Genomic DNA, 16,017 nt, shown 5'->3' with positions numbered 1-16,017 from the left:
CCGATCTATTATCAATTGAGAATACACTTTGATAATTTTCTCTTGACATAATCACACTTTGCCATTAATATAATATTATTAAATGAGAATAGAAATTTAAATGAGAGGTATTTATATGAATAACAATAGATACGAAGAAGCAACAAAAGTCACATTAATATCTATAATGTGGAATATTATTTTAACATTAATAAAAATCTTAGGGGGTGTAGTTGGAAAATCAAACGCTATGATTGCAGATGGTCTTCACTCCGCCTCAGATATAATAAGTTCTTTAGGAGTTTTAATAGGCAATAAAATTGCAAGAACACCGCATGATAAAGAACATAATTACGGACATGAAAAAGCAGAAACTTTGGTATCATTCTTATTATCAATGTTACTTATCTATGTTGCTTTAACAATAAGTTTTAACGGAGTAAATTCACTACTTCACTTAGAAAATGTTCAAGTTCCTACATTTTTACCACTGATTATTTCTGTAATTTCCATAGGAATTAAAGAATATCAATACAGAATAACTATAAAAGTTGCTAAAAAAATAAACTCTCCATCACTAAAAGCAGATGCATGGCACCATAGATCAGACGCTCTATCTTCTGTAGCTGCATTTATTGGTATAGGTGGTTCACTACTTGGATTTAAGGCCTTAGATCCTATTGCAACAGTAATTGTTGGTTTATTTGTTGCAAAGGTAGGATTAGATATTTTCAAAGAAGCAATTAATGAATTAATGGACTATTCCATAGATGAAAAAGATGAATCACAAATCGTATCCATTGCAAACTCTACAGAAGGTGTTTTAAATATTGGAGAACTCAGAACTAGAAAGCATGGTTCTATGGCTTATGTAGATTTAACTATTTGTGTAAATAAGGACTTAACTGTACTTGAGGGACATGAAATTGCAAATAAATTGGAAATATCTATATTAGAAGAATTACAAATTGTAAAAGGTATAACAGTCCACGTTGAGCCTTGTATAAACTGTGACGAGTATAAATGTTGTATTTAATAGAAAAACTCAGCTTAAATTATCTTAAGCTGAGTTTTTCACTATTGTAAATTTATGATATTAATAGCATCAATTATTGGCTTAATACTATCTTTATCTGTAAAATCTACAGGGGTAGTATAGGCTTCTAACATACCTTTTGTGTTTTCATCCATTTCTTCTTCTTTTTGTCTTTTTAGTATCATTTTAAGCATATTCATCATCAATTTATCTGGAGCAGTTAGATTTTTATAATTAAATGCTCCTCTTAAATAAAAATGTTTTATATTATCAGTATCTTTAAAATTATTTTTATTTACTTCTTCTAAGATTTTATCATCCATAATTGATAAACCTACAGAAAATACTATAAGATTTTTATTTTTTAATTTATCAATATCTTTATAAATTTGTTTGAAACCTTTGATACTGCCTGCATGTAACCAACCGCCAAAAACAATATTATCATAGTTCAATAAGTCATCTATATTTATATCTCCTATTTTTGACACCTTACAATTTAGCTCTTCTCCTATCCATTTTGCGTATTTTTCCGTACTTCCATATTTTGATTTATAAACAACTATATTTTTCATTTTAATTTCCCCCCTATTTATTTTAATGCGTTTTCAACGCATTTTAAATATAAACTAGATGATTCTTACTTATTTTTAATTATTTTTAAACTGTTTTTTCTTCTTCTGTAAAACCCAAACTCACTTTTTTATTATATCAATATTTAATTGTAATCTTAAAATATTCCTTATAACAAAATAGTTATTATATTACTACTACCTTCATTAATAATTTTTTGCAAAGTTTTTTGAATCTTGCATCTTATCTCTTCTGGCATAGTATATAATTTACTTTGTAATTGTTCTTTTACCAAATCATTTAATGATTTACCAAACATATTAGATTCCCATATTTCTGCTGGATTTTGCTCAAACTCTTCAAGTAGATATTTTATCATTTCTTCTCCTTGGTTTTGATTTCCAACTATAGGAGATACCTCTGTTGAAATATCCGCTTTAATTATATGAAGTGATGGAGCATTTGCTTTTAATTTAATTCCATATTGTTTTCCTTGCTTAATAATTTCTGGCTCCTCTAAACTAAGTTCATCAAGAGATGGTGCTACAACACCATAACCTAAAGTTTTTGCATCACTTAGAGCACTTTCTATCTTATCATACTCAACTTTAACTTTTGATAGTTTAGTAATTAAATTAAGTAATTGGCAATCTCCTTCAATTTTGAATCCACTTTGTTCTTCTAATATTTCATAGAATAACTCTTGTTTTGTACATACATCAATGTTTATTACACCTTCACCAAGACTTACATCATCTACCTCACAATCTTCTAAGAAAGGTAACTCATTAAATCCATGTACTACAGAATCTATATCTCTTATTTTGTCAATAGATGCTATAGATTGTTTTAAAGTATTTATTATATTAGTTTTAATCCAATGATTATTAGATAAACCTTCTATCCAATCAGGTAAATTAATTCTTATTTCAGCTAATGGGAAGTCGTATAAAACTGTTTCCATTACTTCTCCTATATCTCCCTCATCCATTTGATCAACATCTATAGGTACTACAGGAACTGAATATTTTTGCTCCAAATCACTTCTTAAAAATGCTGTATCTTCGCTGTCTGGATATTTAGTATTTAATACTACTGCAAATGGCTTCTTCAATGCCTTTAATTCTTTTATAACTCTTTCTTCTGGAATTATATAGTTACTTCTATCAATTCCAGTAACAGATCCATCTGTAATAATTACAATTCCAATTGTAGAATGATCTTTTATAACCTTTTTTGTACCTATTTCTGCGGCTTTTTCAAAGGTCATAGCTTCTTTTGACCATGGTGTAGATACTAGTCTTTGCTTTCCGTCTTCTTCATGACCTAAAGCCCCATCAACTATGTATCCTACGCAGTCCACCATTCTAACTTTTAGAGATACTGTGTCTTTAATCTTTATTTCAACGCCATCAGCTGGAACAAATTTAGGCTCAACTGTCATTATGGTTTTTCCTGAACCACTTTGAGGTATCTCATCTTTAGTTCTTTCTCTTTTGAAGTCATTTTCTATGTTAGGTAACACAAGTGTTTCCATAAATCGTCTAATAAACGTTGATTTCCCTGTTCTAACAGGTCCAACAACACCTATATATATGTCACCTTGAGTTCTTTTAGCGATGTCTTCATATATATTGTTCATAATAATTCCCTCCTGCATATAATTTCTTAGTTAATTATATTTCAGGAGGGAATTTTTTATTACATATATATTTATAGCTTATTTAATTAAATTTATTATTTGAACAAGCCGTTATTAACTACTTCTTCCATTTCATGTTTTTTCGTTCTAGTCATAAGCTCTAATACAGCTTCATTCGGATTAGCACCTTGATATAAAACTGAGTATATTGCTTCAGTTATAGGCATATCAATATTCAAATCCCTAGAAACTTTATATGCTACTTCTGTGGCAGTTATTCCTTCTACTACCATTTGAACTTCATCTAATGTTTCTTGGAGAGTTTTACCTTGTCCCATAAGTATACCTGCTCTTCTATTTCTACTATGAATACTTGTACAAGTAACTATTAAATCTCCTATACCAGCAAGTCCTGTAAAAGTATTTACATTGGCTCCCATAGCAACGCCAAGTCTTCCAATTTCCGCAATGCCTCTTGTCATTAAAGCTGCCTTTGTGTTATCACCATAGCCCAGTCCGTCACACATTCCTGCACCAAATGCTATAATGTTTTTTAATGCTCCTCCAAGTTCTACTCCTATTATATCAGGATTAGTGTACACTCTAAGAGACGGACTCATAAAAGCATCTTGTACTTCCTGAGCATATTCAATTTTTTCACATGCAGCAACCAAAGTTGTTGGCATAAATTTAGAAACTTCTTCTGCATGAGAAGGGCCTGATAGTGCTACGTAAGGATTATTAGGCAATTCTTCTTTTACTACATCTGAAAGTCTAAGTCCTGTTCCTTTTTCTAATCCTTTTGCCACATCAACTAAGATTTGATTACTACTAACAAAAGGTTTAATTTGTTTGCATACACTTCTTACAGCCTGAGATGGTACTGCAATTACAATAATTCTACTATCTTTTATAACCTCTTCTAAATCATTAGAAACTATTAAATCTTCTGGAAAAATAATTTCTGGTAAGAACTTGCTATTTTTTCTAGTATCATTTATTTCTTTAACTTGTTCATTATCTCTTGTCCACATGAAAACTTTATGATTATTTTTATGTAAGCTAAGAGCTAATGCACTCCCCCAACTTCCAGCACCTATAACACACATCTTCTTCATAATAAACACCACCTAATATAGTAATTTAATCTTTCTTTTTTTCTCCTATTTTTCTTTCAGTACCATTTATTAATCTCTTAATATTTTCTTTATGGGTTATAGTCACTGATATAGTTAAAAATAATGTAACTAAAACGCCTTTAGTATTGTGATTTATAAGCATTATTATAGGAGACAAACCGATACCTAGTATAGAGCCTAAAGAAACATACTTAGTTATGGCTACTATTATTATAAAAAACCCTAAACACATTAGTGCAACTAAAGGATTCATTCCTAACATAGAACCTAAAGAGGTTGCAACACCTTTTCCACCTTTAAATCCAAGAAATGCCGGATAATTATGACCAAGTACAACAGCAACTACAGCTATATAAGCACAAATACTTTGGTCCATATGAACACCGTAAGCTATTAACCTAGCTATTAATACTGCGATTAATCCTTTTAATACATCTCCTACAAAAGTTAGTGCCCCAGCTTTTTTACCTAATGTCCTAAGTACATTTGTAGAGCCTGCGTTACCAGAACCTTGAGTTCTTATATCAACTCCAGCAAGTCGCTTTGCTACTATATATGAAGTTGATATATTTCCAAGAAGGTATGCAATTATAATTATAATTAAATAAATTAACATATTAACCCCCTAAAATTTCTATCTTTTTCTATCCTTTTCTTTGTACTCAAATTGCATTGATGTTCCTTCGAATCCAAAGTTCTCTCTTATTTTATTTTCTAAGTATCTTTGATAAGAGAAGTGAGTTAAGTCTTTACTGTTTATATATAAAGTAATCTTTGGTGGTTTAACTCCTGTTTGAGCACCATAGTATATTTTAAGTCTCTTTCCTTTATCTGACGGTGGTTGGTTAAGCATTACAGCTTCACCTATTACATCATTTAATTGTGATGTACTTACACGCTTAGAATGTTCTGCAGCCACTTTATCCACTGTATCTAGTATTTTACCCATCCTTTGATTAGTTACTGCCGATACGAATAATATTGGAGCATAGTTCATAAATGGGAACATATCTCTTATCTCATTAGTGTAATTTCCTAATGTTTTATTATCTTTTTCTATTAAGTCCCATTTATTTACTACAAATATACAAGCCTTACCTTCATCATGGGCAATACCTGCAACTTTTGTATCTTGCTCTGTAACACCTTCTGTTGCATCTATAACGATTAAAACTACGTCCGCTCTAGATACCGCACTCATAGATCTAAGTACAGAGAATTTCTCAACTCTTTCATATACTTTACTTTTTCTTCTTATACCTGCAGTATCTATTAATAAATATTGTTGATCACCTTTTTCAAAGTATGTATCGACTGCATCTCTTGTTGTTCCTGCTATTGGACTTACTATAACTCTATCTTCTCCTAATATTTTATTTAATATAGAAGATTTACCTGCATTAGGTTTACCAGTTATAGCAACTCTTATTATATCTTCGTTATATTCGGTATTTAATCCTTCTGGGAAATTTTCTACTATTTCGTCTAACAAGTCACCAAGTCCCATTGCATTGGCACTTGATATTGGATGTGGTTCTCCTAAACCTAATTCATAGAAGTCATATATGTTATCTACTAAGTTCATATTATCTATTTTGTTTACTGCTAAGATAACTGGCTTATTTGTTTTTCTTAACATTAGTCCAACTTCTCTATCTGCAGAAGTTATTCCACTCTTTCCATCAACAACAAATACTATTACATGAGCCATATCCATTGCAAGCATAGCTTGGTTTCTCATTTGAGTTAGTATTATATCGTCATTTTCAGGCTCAATTCCTCCTGTGTCTATTAAAGTGAAGTATTTATTTAACCACTCTACCTCTGTAAATATTCTGTCTCTAGTAACTCCTGGTGTATCTTCTACTATTGATATTCTCTTTCCTGCTAATTTATTGAATAGTGTAGATTTTCCAACGTTCGGTCTACCTACTACTGCAACTATGGGTCTATTATCCATATTTATTCTCCTTCCTATTTAGTTATCTTGTCTACTACATCAGTACCTTCATTTTGACATGGTACTACTTCTAAATTTAATTTTTCCTCTAATTCTTTTAAAGTTATATTGTCTAAGAAAATTTCTTCATCAGCTTTCATCATAGATCTAGTTATATATAGAGTTTCTCCTAAATCTTCATTTTTCAATTGGTCAATTAAATCAGTAGCAGTTAAAAGTCCACTAACAGTTATCGTTTCACCAAAGAAATTATTTTTAATTCTATATACATTAATTTCTATATTTTTAAATTTTTCCATTATTCTATTAGCCATATGACACATAAATTCATAAGCAGATTTTCCTGTTGCAATTGATACTTTTTTGGTTTTATTTAATCTATCATCATTTATTGTATCTAGGTATTGTACAATCTCTGTTCCCATTTTTGTTATCATTCCAACACCATCTTCAAATTGGTCAAATCCTTCATATTCATCATATTTTAATAATGGCCTTTTTGCAAGAATATAAAACTCATCTGATAAAAATGCAAATCTAGTATTAAGCTCTTTAAGATATTTTTCTTGTAATTTATGAACTTGATCAATAGTTTCTCCTGAACTTTTCTCGTCAAAAGTTTCCAGTCTAGCAAGATTATCTCTATATCTTGTAATTCCTACAGGAACAATGGCTGCGCTTTTAACATAAGGGCGTAAACTCGCTAAATCTTCCAAGGTTCTTTCTAACTCTTCTTTATCATTATATCCTGGACATAATACAATTTGAGCATTCATTTCTATACCTGCATCAGCTAATCTTCTCATTGTATCAATTAACTTTCCTGCAAATTTATTATTTATCATTTTTCTTCTTAATTCAGGATTTGTAGTATGTACAGAAATATTTATAGGACTAATTCTATATCTTATTATATTATTAATATCATCCTCACTCATATTAGTTAATGTAACAAAGTTTCCTTGTAAGAAAGATAGTCTTGAATCATCATCTTTAAAATAAAGAGTATCCCTCATGCCTGTAGGTAACTGATCTATAAAGCAGAATACACATTTATTTCTACAACTTTTTGCTTTATCTATGATAGGATTAGTAAATTCTATACCTAGCTCTTCATCATAATCTTTTTCAATTTCGTATAAATATATTTTTCCATTTTTTTGTTTTTGAATTTCCAGTTCAATATATTCTTCACTTATTAAAAATCTATATTGAATTATATCTTCAACTCGTTCTTTATTCACAGATAAGAGTATATCGCCAACCTCAATACCCATTTCATCTGCAATACTATTTTTATAAACTTTACTTATTATATTATTAATATTTTTTACGTTTACTTCCATTTTGCATATCACCACTTTTCCACATAAATGTATTATCTAATTTTAGATGTAAATACATCATTTAATCATACATGATTTAAAAAAATTAGTCAACTTATATCTACATCTACGCTATATTAATCAACAAAAGGTACCTCTTTCAGGTACCTTAATGCCTTACTACTATAAGTACTTCATCTGTTATTTGATGAACCATTCCATTTACACACTTTGCAAATAACATTGCGCGTTTTTGTAATTCATCATCATTATTAGCATAAAAAATAGGACATCCCCCTATTGTATTCATATTCTTATCTGTAGTTATAACCGCCAATGTAGCTGAATTTATTTCAATATTATCACTCATTTATACGATCTCCTTTCCTTCAATTTTCATATTATTTAAAGCTATATTTTTTCCTCTAGCACTATCAAGTATAGGACATGACTTCACTGCTTCAATTATTTTTCTCTCATCCTTTTCAATTGGGAAAAATGCTAAGTATAAACATTGATTTTTAGGATTTTTCCTTGGTAAAGGTGTAAAAGCCGGTTCTACAATTTGTTTTAGTATTCCAAGTCTGGAGTAAAGATTGTAACAAATAGCTTGCCTTTGGCCTACATAAGCAATTATTGAAGCATTTTTATAGCTATTATCTCTTGGCATTATTTTTATCCCTACAGCATATTTTAGATATTTTTCTCTATCTTCTTTTAAGGCCACATTAGTTAACCCTTGAAAATCACCTACTTTTAATATGCTTGTATCAACAAAACTCACATCTACAATTGATATTTCAGCAATATCTCCAATACATTGTCTAGATATGCTTCTTCTTAGTACGTAAGCCAAAATAAGACCAAATAACGAACTAACTATTAACGCCGTTGGATCCTTTACTTTAAATTCGCTATTAAGTGCATGATATAATGCTACTGTAAGAAATGATGTTACAATACACATATAATTTCTTATTTCATAGGTTCTTGCAATATCTTCTATAAATGAATTTCCTCTTGATACTAACTGAGTACTTTCTAAAGATTGCAATGTATCTCTTCTATTATTTCTAACTTGTCTAAATTGCTCAGCTGCCAATGACAAAAAGGTAATAGATGTATAGGACCTCTCTAGTAATGCAGGTACAAGTAATGCGCCTAAAGAAGATGCTACAAAAGCAAGAACTATTTGAGAAACAAGTACATTAGGTTGTGCAGGATATTGTTTTTCATCTAAGTTTAACATTATTATTCTAGATAATACCCCAATTATAATCCCTATAAAAAATATTTTATCCATTTTACCACCTCTTTTAACCATTTTCCTTACATATCAAAACCTTTTTTCATATATGCACTTAATTTTCTCTTTGATGTATCTAAAATAGGTGCACTACCAGCTGCTTGCATAAAAATAATTTCGTTTTTATACAAGGGCACCATTATAATGAGAACAGACTTCTTATTAAAGTCCATCCTAGCAATAGGAAATACATCTTTTTCATCCACATCATTATCTACACCTAAGTGCACATAGATAGTATTCATTATTGCTTGTTGTTGACCTATATCACATAAAGTTCCAAATGCACTAAAATCTTTAGGTACTATTTCTATAGCTATAGCCTTTTCTAAATATTTTTTCCTAGTCTCTTTCAAACCTATATTTTCCATATAAACACCATTAACTTTTAATATTGGTCCATCAAAAGATATCTCAGCTGAATAAATATCAGCAATATCTTTTATACTACTTCTTCTCAAAATTCTTACAAAAATCATTCCTACAATGCATCCTCCAATAGCCGCTAAAATCGTGCACACTAACATGTGTGCACCATATTTCCTTGCAACATATATATATACTATTGATGCAACTAACGCAGAAAATAAACTTACGTAACTTCTTACCTCATATGTACTTGAAATATTATCTATATATGGTGCTCCTTTTTCAACCATATCTTCATAATCAATATTTTCTAGAGTTATTTTTTCTTGATTAGATAAACCCTGAAATTGTTGAATACCAACAGCTAAAAACGTCAACGCAGAAAATTCTTTATCTATTAGGGCTGGTAAAGCAATTGCTCCTAGCGATGCTGCAAGGCCTGCCACTATTATTTGTTCTAAATAATCCTGCGGTCTTGATGGATATTGCTTATCTTTAACTCTTAGTAGAAAAAATCTGCATAGAACACCGATTATCATAGCTGTAAGAAAAGCGTGTCTAAACAGAGCGTCATTTATTAAACTATCTTTCATTTAATTGAATCCTCCTAAAAATTTCATACTTTACAACAATCAACAAAAACATTTAAATTTTTATAATTTTAGTTTGTGCAAAAATAAAAAAAAATTCCCTAATAATCTAGGAAATTTTTTTTGGTAATCTTATTATAAATTTGCTCCCCTCTCCAAGTTCGCTTTCTACGCTGATGCTCCCCTTTAAAGAGTGAACAATATGTTTTGTTATGGCAAGACCTAAACCTGTACCTCCTACAGATCTACTTCTAGCCTTATCTACTCTATAAAATCTTTGGAATATTTTACTTTGGTCTTCTTTTGGGATTCCTACCCCATTGTCTATAACTTCTATTACTATTTCATTATTTATTGAAAATTGTTTTACAGTTACTTTCCCGCCTTCTGGTGTATATTTAATAGCATTATCTATTAAATTAAGTAATAACTGTTTAACATAGTCACTATAGGCCTGGACTACTATTTCTTTATCTTCAAAATCATATGATAAATCAATTTTTTTGGAATTAGCTATGTAATTTATCATCTCATATACTTCTTTAAACACATCATAAAGTAGTATATTTTCTGTCACTAGATTATTTTTACTTTCTATTGAGGATAGTAAAAGTATATCTTCAATCAATCTTTTTAGTCTATCTGATTCTTTTTGGATTATAGCTAAAAACCTATTTCTTTTATCTACTGGCAAGTCTTCATTCATCATTAAGGTTTCTACAAATCCGTTTATTGATGTCAAAGGTGTTTTTAATTCGTGACTAACATTTGCCACAAAATCTCTACGCATATTTTCTAATTTTACAATTTCTGTTATATCTTCAATATTAATTATAGAACCTATAATGGCATTTTTAGAGTTTTGTAGATATACAGGATCAATTTTTATTCTATAAACAATTTCATCATCTAAAGTTATATTATTAGTTTGATTTTCTTTGCTTCCAATATATCGTTCTATACCATTTAAAATATCATCTACATCTATAACTTGTTTAAAATTTTTTCCTTCTTCTTTTCCATTACATTTACTTTTTATCATTTTACGAGCTTCATCATTAATTAAGATAATATTTCCATCAATATCAATAACTATAATTCCATGAGAAATACTCTTAAGTACTGAAGTAAGTTGAAGATGCTTATACTGTACCTCTTCAATTGTATTTTCCATAGTTTCCATCATAAAATTAAAATTTCTAGTAAGTTCACCAAGTTCTCCTCTGGCAGAAGTTTGTAATCTTGAATGAAATTCTTTATCACTTACTTTTTTTGATATTTTGATAAAACTTTTTAAAAATCTTCTTATAGTTATAGTATATCTATATAAAAGTATTGCCACACTACAAGCTAATAGCATAACAAAAAAGTAAAAACTGCTAATAGGTTCCACATCCATATTTTTTCTCCATTTCTTACTCTATTTTATACCCTATACCTCTAATAGTTTCGATATATTTTTCATTACTATCTGAGCTTTCTATTTTCTTTCTTAAATATCTAATATGAACATCTACAGTTCTAGTTTCTCCATAAAATTCATAACCCCAGATCTTATCTAATAAAAAGTTCCTAGATAAAACCTTACCTTTATTTTGAAGTAGTATTTTCAATAAATCAAATTCTTTTAAAGTTAAATCTAGTTTTTCCCCATTTTTAGTAACTTCATGTTTTATCAAGTCTAGTTTTATATCTTTTACTGTTAATACTTCTTCTTCTCTTGGCGAGTTCATATTGTATCTTCTTAATACAGAACTTATTCTAGCTAGTAATTCTTTTATACTAAAAGGTTTTGTTATATAGTCATCTGCACCACCTACTAAACCTTCAACTTTATCACTTTCCATATTTTTAGCCGTAAGCATAATAACAGGTATATTTTTAAGATCTTTATCCCCTCTTAATTTTTTTAATACATCTATACCACTTATATTTGGTAACATCCAATCAAGTAGTATTAAATCTGGTTTATTCTCTTTTGCTTTTAAAAAACCATCAAAGCCATCATAAGAATAGTCTACAATATAATCAGAAGTCTCTAAATTAAATTGCAATAGTTCTACTATATGCTCTTCATCATCAATTACAAGAATCTTGCTACTCATTATTATTCCTCCCTATCTAATTTGAATCATAGTTCCTATCCTCTTTGGTGTTTTGTTATGCTTTCTATAAGAATAGAACTTATCATGATTACAATTAGTACATATTTGAAGATTTATTATATTTTCTTCTTTAACTTTACAATCCTTTAACGTAAGTTCGTTAATTTTCCATAAATCCAAATAGTATTTATTATCTTTTATTATATCGAATTTTCCTGCATGATTTGCTAAATTTATGTTAAATTTTTCAACTAAGTCTTTTGAAACTTCATAACAACAAGGTCCTATTGATGGACCTATTACACAAACTAAGTCTTCTGGGTTAGAGTTATAATTTTTTATCATTTCTTCTATGGTTTTTTTACTTATCTTATCATAAGTCCCTCTCCAACCTGCATGAGCTACTCCTATAGCTTTATTTACTTTGTCAATAATAACGACAGGAACACAATCTGCTGTTAATATCAACAATGGAACTTGAGGAATATCAGTAATTAAAGCGTCTCCCTCTATCCTTTGCCCTATATTATTTTCATCAATTTTATTAACAATACTAGAGTGAATTTGAGAATTTCTTGTTAAATTTATTAAATTAAATTCTTCTTGTTTAAATGTTTTAAATAGGTCTTCTTCATTTTTGGCATCTATATTAGTTGTTGTTATAACTAAATTAACAAAGTCTAATTCTTTTTGTATCTTATCTATTGTTATATAATTCTCCATTTTATTCATCCTTTTCCATTAATATTGTTTTTAATTCATTAACAAAGGTATTTATATCTTTAAATTGCCTATATACAGATGCAAATCTAACGTAAGATACTTCATCTATATCTTTTAGTTTGTCCATAATCATTTCACCGATTATTTTTGTTTCCACTTCAGTCATATAGTTCTTATTTATTTCATTCTCTATAAAAGATACTACTCCTTCAATTTGATCAATTGAAACTGGTCTCTTTTCACAAGATTTTATTAGACCATTTTTTATTTTTTCCCTATCAAAATATTCTCTTGTATTATCTTTTTTTACCACCATAACAGGTGTTGTTTCAATAGTTTCGTAAGTTGTGTATCTTTTTTTACAAGATTCACACTCTCTTCTTCTTCTAATAGAATTACTGTCTGTATGTCTTGAGTCTACAACTTTAGACTCCTTATAGTTACAATAAGGACATTGCATAATTTTCCTCCTTAGTTAAGTTAGCTTAAATTTTTATTTCATCAATGTCTACTTTTCTTTCTGAGCCTATATTTACTATTATTGTGTCACATCCTATTTTTAATATATCATTCCAAAATATTACATCCACATCCATACCTCTAGAAAAGAATCCTCCACTTCCTTCTCCTGTAGTTGAAAAAGATACAACTTTACCTTCATTAACATCTATGTCTATGTCTGTAATAAAACCCATCTTCTTTCCATTTTTCACATTGATAATTTCTTTATCCATTATATCAGATACTCTTATCATATTATAACATCCTCCTTAAAAATACAAAAAAAATATATTTCTCTTTTAATATTTCTATGCAAAAAAATCCTTAGTATTCTTGTACTAAGGATTTATTCTTCATATTTAATTATAATTAAATGTACTTTCTCATGTTTTTTAAAGCATTTTTTTCAATTCGTGAAACTTGTGCTTGGGATATTCCTATTTCATCTGCCACTTCGATTTGAGTACGGCCTTTATAAAACCTCAAGTCTAATACAAGTTTTTCTCTGTTATTAAGTTTTTTTATTGCTTCTTTCAATGCTATTTCTTGAAGCCAGTGCTCATCAGTATCTTTTTTGTCTTGAACTTGATCCATTACAAATATGGCATCCCCATTATCCTGATATACTGGATCAAACAATGATATAGGATCTTGTATGGCATCTAAAGCCATAACAACAGATTCCACATCCAGCTCTAACTCCTTTGCTATTTCTGAAACTGTTGGTTCCTTTGAATTGCTTCTGATTAATTTTTCTCTCACTTGGAGAGCTTTATAAGCAATATCTTTTAGGGATCTACTAACCCTAATAGGATTATTATCTCTTAAATATCTTCTTATTTCACCTATTATCATTGGAACCGCATAAGTTGAAAACCTAACATTTTGACTTAAATCAAAATTATCTATAGCTTTTATAAGACCAATACAACCAATTTGAAATAAGTCGTCAATATTTTCTCCTCTATTGTTAAACTTTTGAATAATACTTAGAACTAGTCTTAAATTTCCCCTAACAAACTGCTGTCTAGCGTCTTCATCTCCTGCCTTTATTTTAACTAGAAGGTCCATCATTTGAGCATTTTTAAGAACTGGCAGTTCTGATGTGTTCACACCACAGATTTCAACCTTATTAATTTGCATAAGTTTCAGTCCTCTCTTAAAAGATTCTTTATATGAAATTATTTACATATCATATATTTTTATACTTTTATCGAGATTTTATTTAACTTATACAAATTTTTTCATTTCCTTTTTTAACCTGCTAATTATTTTCTTTTCAAGTCTAGAAATATAGGATTGAGATATACCAAGGATGTTAGCTACTTCTTTTTGAGTTTTTTCATTTCCTCTCGTTGTTAGGCCAAATCTTAATTCCATAATTTGCTTTTCTCTATCAGATAATTTATCTAATGCCATAAAAAGCAAATTCTTATCTATTTCCTCTTCAATAATTTTATATATTTCATCATTCTCTGTTCCAAGCACATCAGATAGTAATAATTCATTACCATCTAAATCAGTATTTAATGGCTCATCAAATGATACTTCTGCCTTTTTCTTATTATTTTTTCTAAGATACATTAATATTTCATTTTCTATACATCTAGATGCATACGTTGCTAATTTAATATTTTTATTTGATTTAAATGTATTAACAGCTTTTATAAGACCAATTGTTCCTATTGATATTAAATCTTCGACATCTATACCTGTATTTTCAAATTTTCTAGATATATATACTACTAGTCGAAGGTTTCTTTCGATTAATATAGTTTTTACACTCTCATCTTTTTCAAGCCTGTCTATTAATAACCTTTCCTCATCTGGTTTTAGAGGTGGAGGCAATATATTTACACCGCCCATGTAATACATACCATTAGGTTTAATTATACCTAATTTAGAACCTATATTTACTAGCCAAGAGTTTATTTTCCACTTCATTTTCATTAATGTTAATTTCAATTATAACCCTCCCCATTTTAAGACCTAAGAAAGTATACTCGGATTTAATATAGCATTATAATTGTCGTCTTTAAAATTAGATATGCCAAGTACAATATTTCCTATCTTTTTATTATCAATTTGTAAATAGTCGGCTTTAAATCCCAGTATCATACTAGTTTTATTACTAGTCGCGTGGTTATAAGGGATCAGCCTTACCCTGGATGATATATCTTCACTTAAGCTGTTGATGATTTCTTCTGCCAAAAGTACATCAACATATTCATAACTATAATTTTCAGGCAAATATTTGTTTAACAAAGAAGAATTTATCATAACTACATCACTTTTACTTAAAGGATCTTTTAGCAAGTTACCACTATCTAATAGTGCTATACACTTAAGATCTTCTCCAAGAAATGATATTGTAATTTCCTTGGTAAATTCTTTAATATGACTTATTAATGTAATATCCGAATATATTTTTTTTAGTATAAGACAACTAATATATACGGAAATTATTACAAAAGAAATTTTTATGTGTTCTATACCTGTAAAATAAATTATAAAATATGTACCTCCACAGATAAAAAAGTTTACCAAAAAAAATATTGTAAGTATTCTTATAAATTCATTTTTATCTGTGGAAACAAATGATATTAGTCCTATAATTACAATAAATATTATTTTTGAGGGTAATGTATATAATAAATAAAACTTTGGAAATAAATAAACAACAGAATAAATAGTTCCAACTACTGCTCCTATTATTTTTTTTTTATAAGAATTTACATTTTTTGTAAGTATAGAAGTACAACTTATAAT

The 16,017-nt window shown here is 28.9% G+C and carries 18 protein-coding genes; 1 reads left to right on the top strand and 17 read right to left on the bottom strand.

All coding sequences use genetic code 11. The annotated features are described in order from the left end of the window. The first annotated feature begins 115 nt into the window (after window positions 1-115). Window positions 116-1,015, top strand: coding sequence for a cation diffusion facilitator family transporter (locus tag NSA58_RS06715; protein ID WP_074078769.1), 900 nt, complete (start codon window positions 116-118; stop codon window positions 1,013-1,015). 41 nt (window positions 1,016-1,056) lie between these two features. Here NSA58_RS06715 and NSA58_RS06710 read toward each other — a convergent pair whose 3' ends face one another. The 17 genes from NSA58_RS06710 to NSA58_RS06630 form a co-directional block, all read right to left on the bottom strand. After that, complete coding sequence (locus NSA58_RS06710) at window positions 1,057-1,590, bottom strand: flavodoxin domain-containing protein (RefSeq protein WP_074429860.1); 534 nt, start codon at window positions 1,588-1,590, stop codon at window positions 1,057-1,059. A gap of 167 nt (window positions 1,591-1,757) precedes the next feature. Continuing rightward, a complete protein-coding gene (spoIVA, locus tag NSA58_RS06705; protein ID WP_039678928.1) occupies window positions 1,758-3,233 on the bottom strand; it encodes a stage IV sporulation protein A in 1,476 nt (491 codons plus the stop codon). A gap of 92 nt (window positions 3,234-3,325) precedes the next feature. Continuing rightward, complete coding sequence (locus tag NSA58_RS06700) at window positions 3,326-4,348, bottom strand: NAD(P)H-dependent glycerol-3-phosphate dehydrogenase (protein WP_039678882.1); 1,023 nt, start codon at window positions 4,346-4,348, stop codon at window positions 3,326-3,328. A gap of 25 nt (window positions 4,349-4,373) precedes the next feature. Beyond that, on the bottom strand, window positions 4,374-4,985 hold the full coding sequence (gene plsY / locus NSA58_RS06695; protein WP_039678881.1) for a glycerol-3-phosphate 1-O-acyltransferase PlsY: 612 nt from the start codon (window positions 4,983-4,985) through the stop codon (window positions 4,374-4,376). 18 nt (window positions 4,986-5,003) lie between these two features. Next, a complete protein-coding gene (gene der, locus NSA58_RS06690; RefSeq protein ID WP_039678880.1) occupies window positions 5,004-6,329 on the bottom strand; it encodes a ribosome biogenesis GTPase Der in 1,326 nt (441 codons plus the stop codon). A 14-nt stretch (window positions 6,330-6,343) separates the two neighbouring features. After that, entirely contained in the window at window positions 6,344-7,675 is a 1,332-nt protein-coding gene (locus NSA58_RS06685; protein WP_074079172.1) for a DUF512 domain-containing protein, read from the bottom strand. A 148-nt stretch (window positions 7,676-7,823) separates the two neighbouring features. Further along, window positions 7,824-8,024 (bottom strand): capping complex subunit for YIEGIA, encoded by a 201-nt coding sequence (locus NSA58_RS06680; protein WP_052232892.1) that lies wholly within the window; start codon window positions 8,022-8,024, stop codon window positions 7,824-7,826. Beyond that, window positions 8,025-8,957 carry a YIEGIA domain-containing protein gene (locus NSA58_RS06675; RefSeq protein ID WP_074079171.1) on the bottom strand — a complete coding sequence of 311 codons (933 nt, stop codon included), beginning with the start codon at window positions 8,955-8,957 and terminating at the stop codon, window positions 8,025-8,027. It lies immediately after the preceding gene. Between the two features lie 26 nt (window positions 8,958-8,983). Continuing rightward, window positions 8,984-9,922 (bottom strand): YIEGIA domain-containing protein, encoded by a 939-nt coding sequence (locus tag NSA58_RS06670; protein WP_039678877.1) that lies wholly within the window; start codon window positions 9,920-9,922, stop codon window positions 8,984-8,986. A 106-nt stretch (window positions 9,923-10,028) separates the two neighbouring features. Then, the gene (locus tag NSA58_RS06665) at window positions 10,029-11,318 is read right to left on the bottom strand and encodes an ATP-binding protein (RefSeq protein ID WP_074079170.1); all 1,290 of its coding nucleotides are present in this window, start codon (window positions 11,316-11,318) and stop codon (window positions 10,029-10,031) included. A 16-nt stretch (window positions 11,319-11,334) separates the two neighbouring features. Continuing rightward, entirely contained in the window at window positions 11,335-12,024 is a 690-nt protein-coding gene (locus NSA58_RS06660; RefSeq protein WP_039678875.1) for a winged helix-turn-helix domain-containing protein, read from the bottom strand. A gap of 12 nt (window positions 12,025-12,036) precedes the next feature. Then, window positions 12,037-12,747 carry a peptidoglycan editing factor PgeF gene (pgeF, locus tag NSA58_RS06655; protein WP_039678874.1) on the bottom strand — a complete coding sequence of 237 codons (711 nt, stop codon included), beginning with the start codon at window positions 12,745-12,747 and terminating at the stop codon, window positions 12,037-12,039. Between the two features lies 1 nt (window position 12,748). Further along, window positions 12,749-13,207: a transcriptional regulator NrdR gene (nrdR, locus tag NSA58_RS06650; protein WP_039678873.1), complete on the bottom strand. Its 459-nt coding sequence runs from the start codon at window positions 13,205-13,207 to the stop codon at window positions 12,749-12,751. A gap of 25 nt (window positions 13,208-13,232) precedes the next feature. After that, a complete protein-coding gene (locus tag NSA58_RS06645; RefSeq protein ID WP_039678872.1) occupies window positions 13,233-13,502 on the bottom strand; it encodes a YlmC/YmxH family sporulation protein in 270 nt (89 codons plus the stop codon). A gap of 115 nt (window positions 13,503-13,617) precedes the next feature. Next, window positions 13,618-14,391 (bottom strand): RNA polymerase sporulation sigma factor SigG, encoded by a 774-nt coding sequence (gene sigG / locus NSA58_RS06640; protein ID WP_039678871.1) that lies wholly within the window; start codon window positions 14,389-14,391, stop codon window positions 13,618-13,620. Between the two features lie 87 nt (window positions 14,392-14,478). Next, window positions 14,479-15,198, bottom strand: a complete 720-nt coding sequence (gene sigE / locus NSA58_RS06635) for an RNA polymerase sporulation sigma factor SigE (RefSeq protein ID WP_052232897.1) — start codon at window positions 15,196-15,198, stop codon at window positions 14,479-14,481. Window positions 15,199-15,237: 39 nt separating this feature from the next. Continuing rightward, window positions 15,238-16,017, bottom strand: a 780-nt coding sequence (locus NSA58_RS06630) for a sigma-E processing peptidase SpoIIGA (RefSeq protein WP_257560317.1), incomplete at its 5' end; no start/stop codon positions are given.

It is taken from the genome of Terrisporobacter muris, assembly GCF_024621905.1.
Taxonomy (GTDB): Bacteria; Bacillota; Clostridia; order Peptostreptococcales; family Peptostreptococcaceae; genus Terrisporobacter; species Terrisporobacter muris.
This window is presented reverse-complemented; position numbering and strand designations above follow the sequence as displayed.

Excerpts from the sequence above, each read along its gene's own strand:
- NSA58_RS06675 (WP_074079171.1), bottom strand. The coding sequence starts at position 8,957 with ATGGATAAAATATTTTTTATAGGGATTATAATTGGGGTATTATCTAGA.
- NSA58_RS06685 (WP_074079172.1), bottom strand. The coding sequence starts at position 7,675 with ATGGAAGTAAACGTAAAAAATATTAATAATATAATAAGTAAAGTTTAT.
- sigG (WP_039678871.1), bottom strand. The coding sequence starts at position 14,391 with ATGCAAATTAATAAGGTTGAAATCTGTGGTGTGAACACATCAGAACTG.
- pgeF (WP_039678874.1), bottom strand. The coding sequence starts at position 12,747 with ATGGAGAATTATATAACAATAGATAAGATACAAAAAGAATTAGACTTT.
- plsY (WP_039678881.1), bottom strand. The coding sequence starts at position 4,985 with ATGTTAATTTATTTAATTATAATTATAATTGCATACCTTCTTGGAAAT.
- NSA58_RS06670 (WP_039678877.1), bottom strand. The coding sequence starts at position 9,922 with ATGAAAGATAGTTTAATAAATGACGCTCTGTTTAGACACGCTTTTCTT.
- der (WP_039678880.1), bottom strand. The coding sequence starts at position 6,329 with ATGGATAATAGACCCATAGTTGCAGTAGTAGGTAGACCGAACGTTGGA.
- NSA58_RS06715 (WP_074078769.1), top strand. The coding sequence starts at position 116 with ATGAATAACAATAGATACGAAGAAGCAACAAAAGTCACATTAATATCT.
- sigE (WP_052232897.1), bottom strand. The coding sequence starts at position 15,198 with ATGAAAATGAAGTGGAAAATAAACTCTTGGCTAGTAAATATAGGTTCT.
- nrdR (WP_039678873.1), bottom strand. The coding sequence starts at position 13,207 with ATGCAATGTCCTTATTGTAACTATAAGGAGTCTAAAGTTGTAGACTCA.
- NSA58_RS06710 (WP_074429860.1), bottom strand. The coding sequence starts at position 1,590 with ATGAAAAATATAGTTGTTTATAAATCAAAATATGGAAGTACGGAAAAA.
- NSA58_RS06660 (WP_039678875.1), bottom strand. The coding sequence starts at position 12,024 with ATGAGTAGCAAGATTCTTGTAATTGATGATGAAGAGCATATAGTAGAA.
- NSA58_RS06680 (WP_052232892.1), bottom strand. The coding sequence starts at position 8,024 with ATGAGTGATAATATTGAAATAAATTCAGCTACATTGGCGGTTATAACT.
- NSA58_RS06700 (WP_039678882.1), bottom strand. The coding sequence starts at position 4,348 with ATGAAGAAGATGTGTGTTATAGGTGCTGGAAGTTGGGGGAGTGCATTA.
- NSA58_RS06665 (WP_074079170.1), bottom strand. The coding sequence starts at position 11,318 with ATGGATGTGGAACCTATTAGCAGTTTTTACTTTTTTGTTATGCTATTA.
- NSA58_RS06645 (WP_039678872.1), bottom strand. The coding sequence starts at position 13,502 with ATGATAAGAGTATCTGATATAATGGATAAAGAAATTATCAATGTGAAA.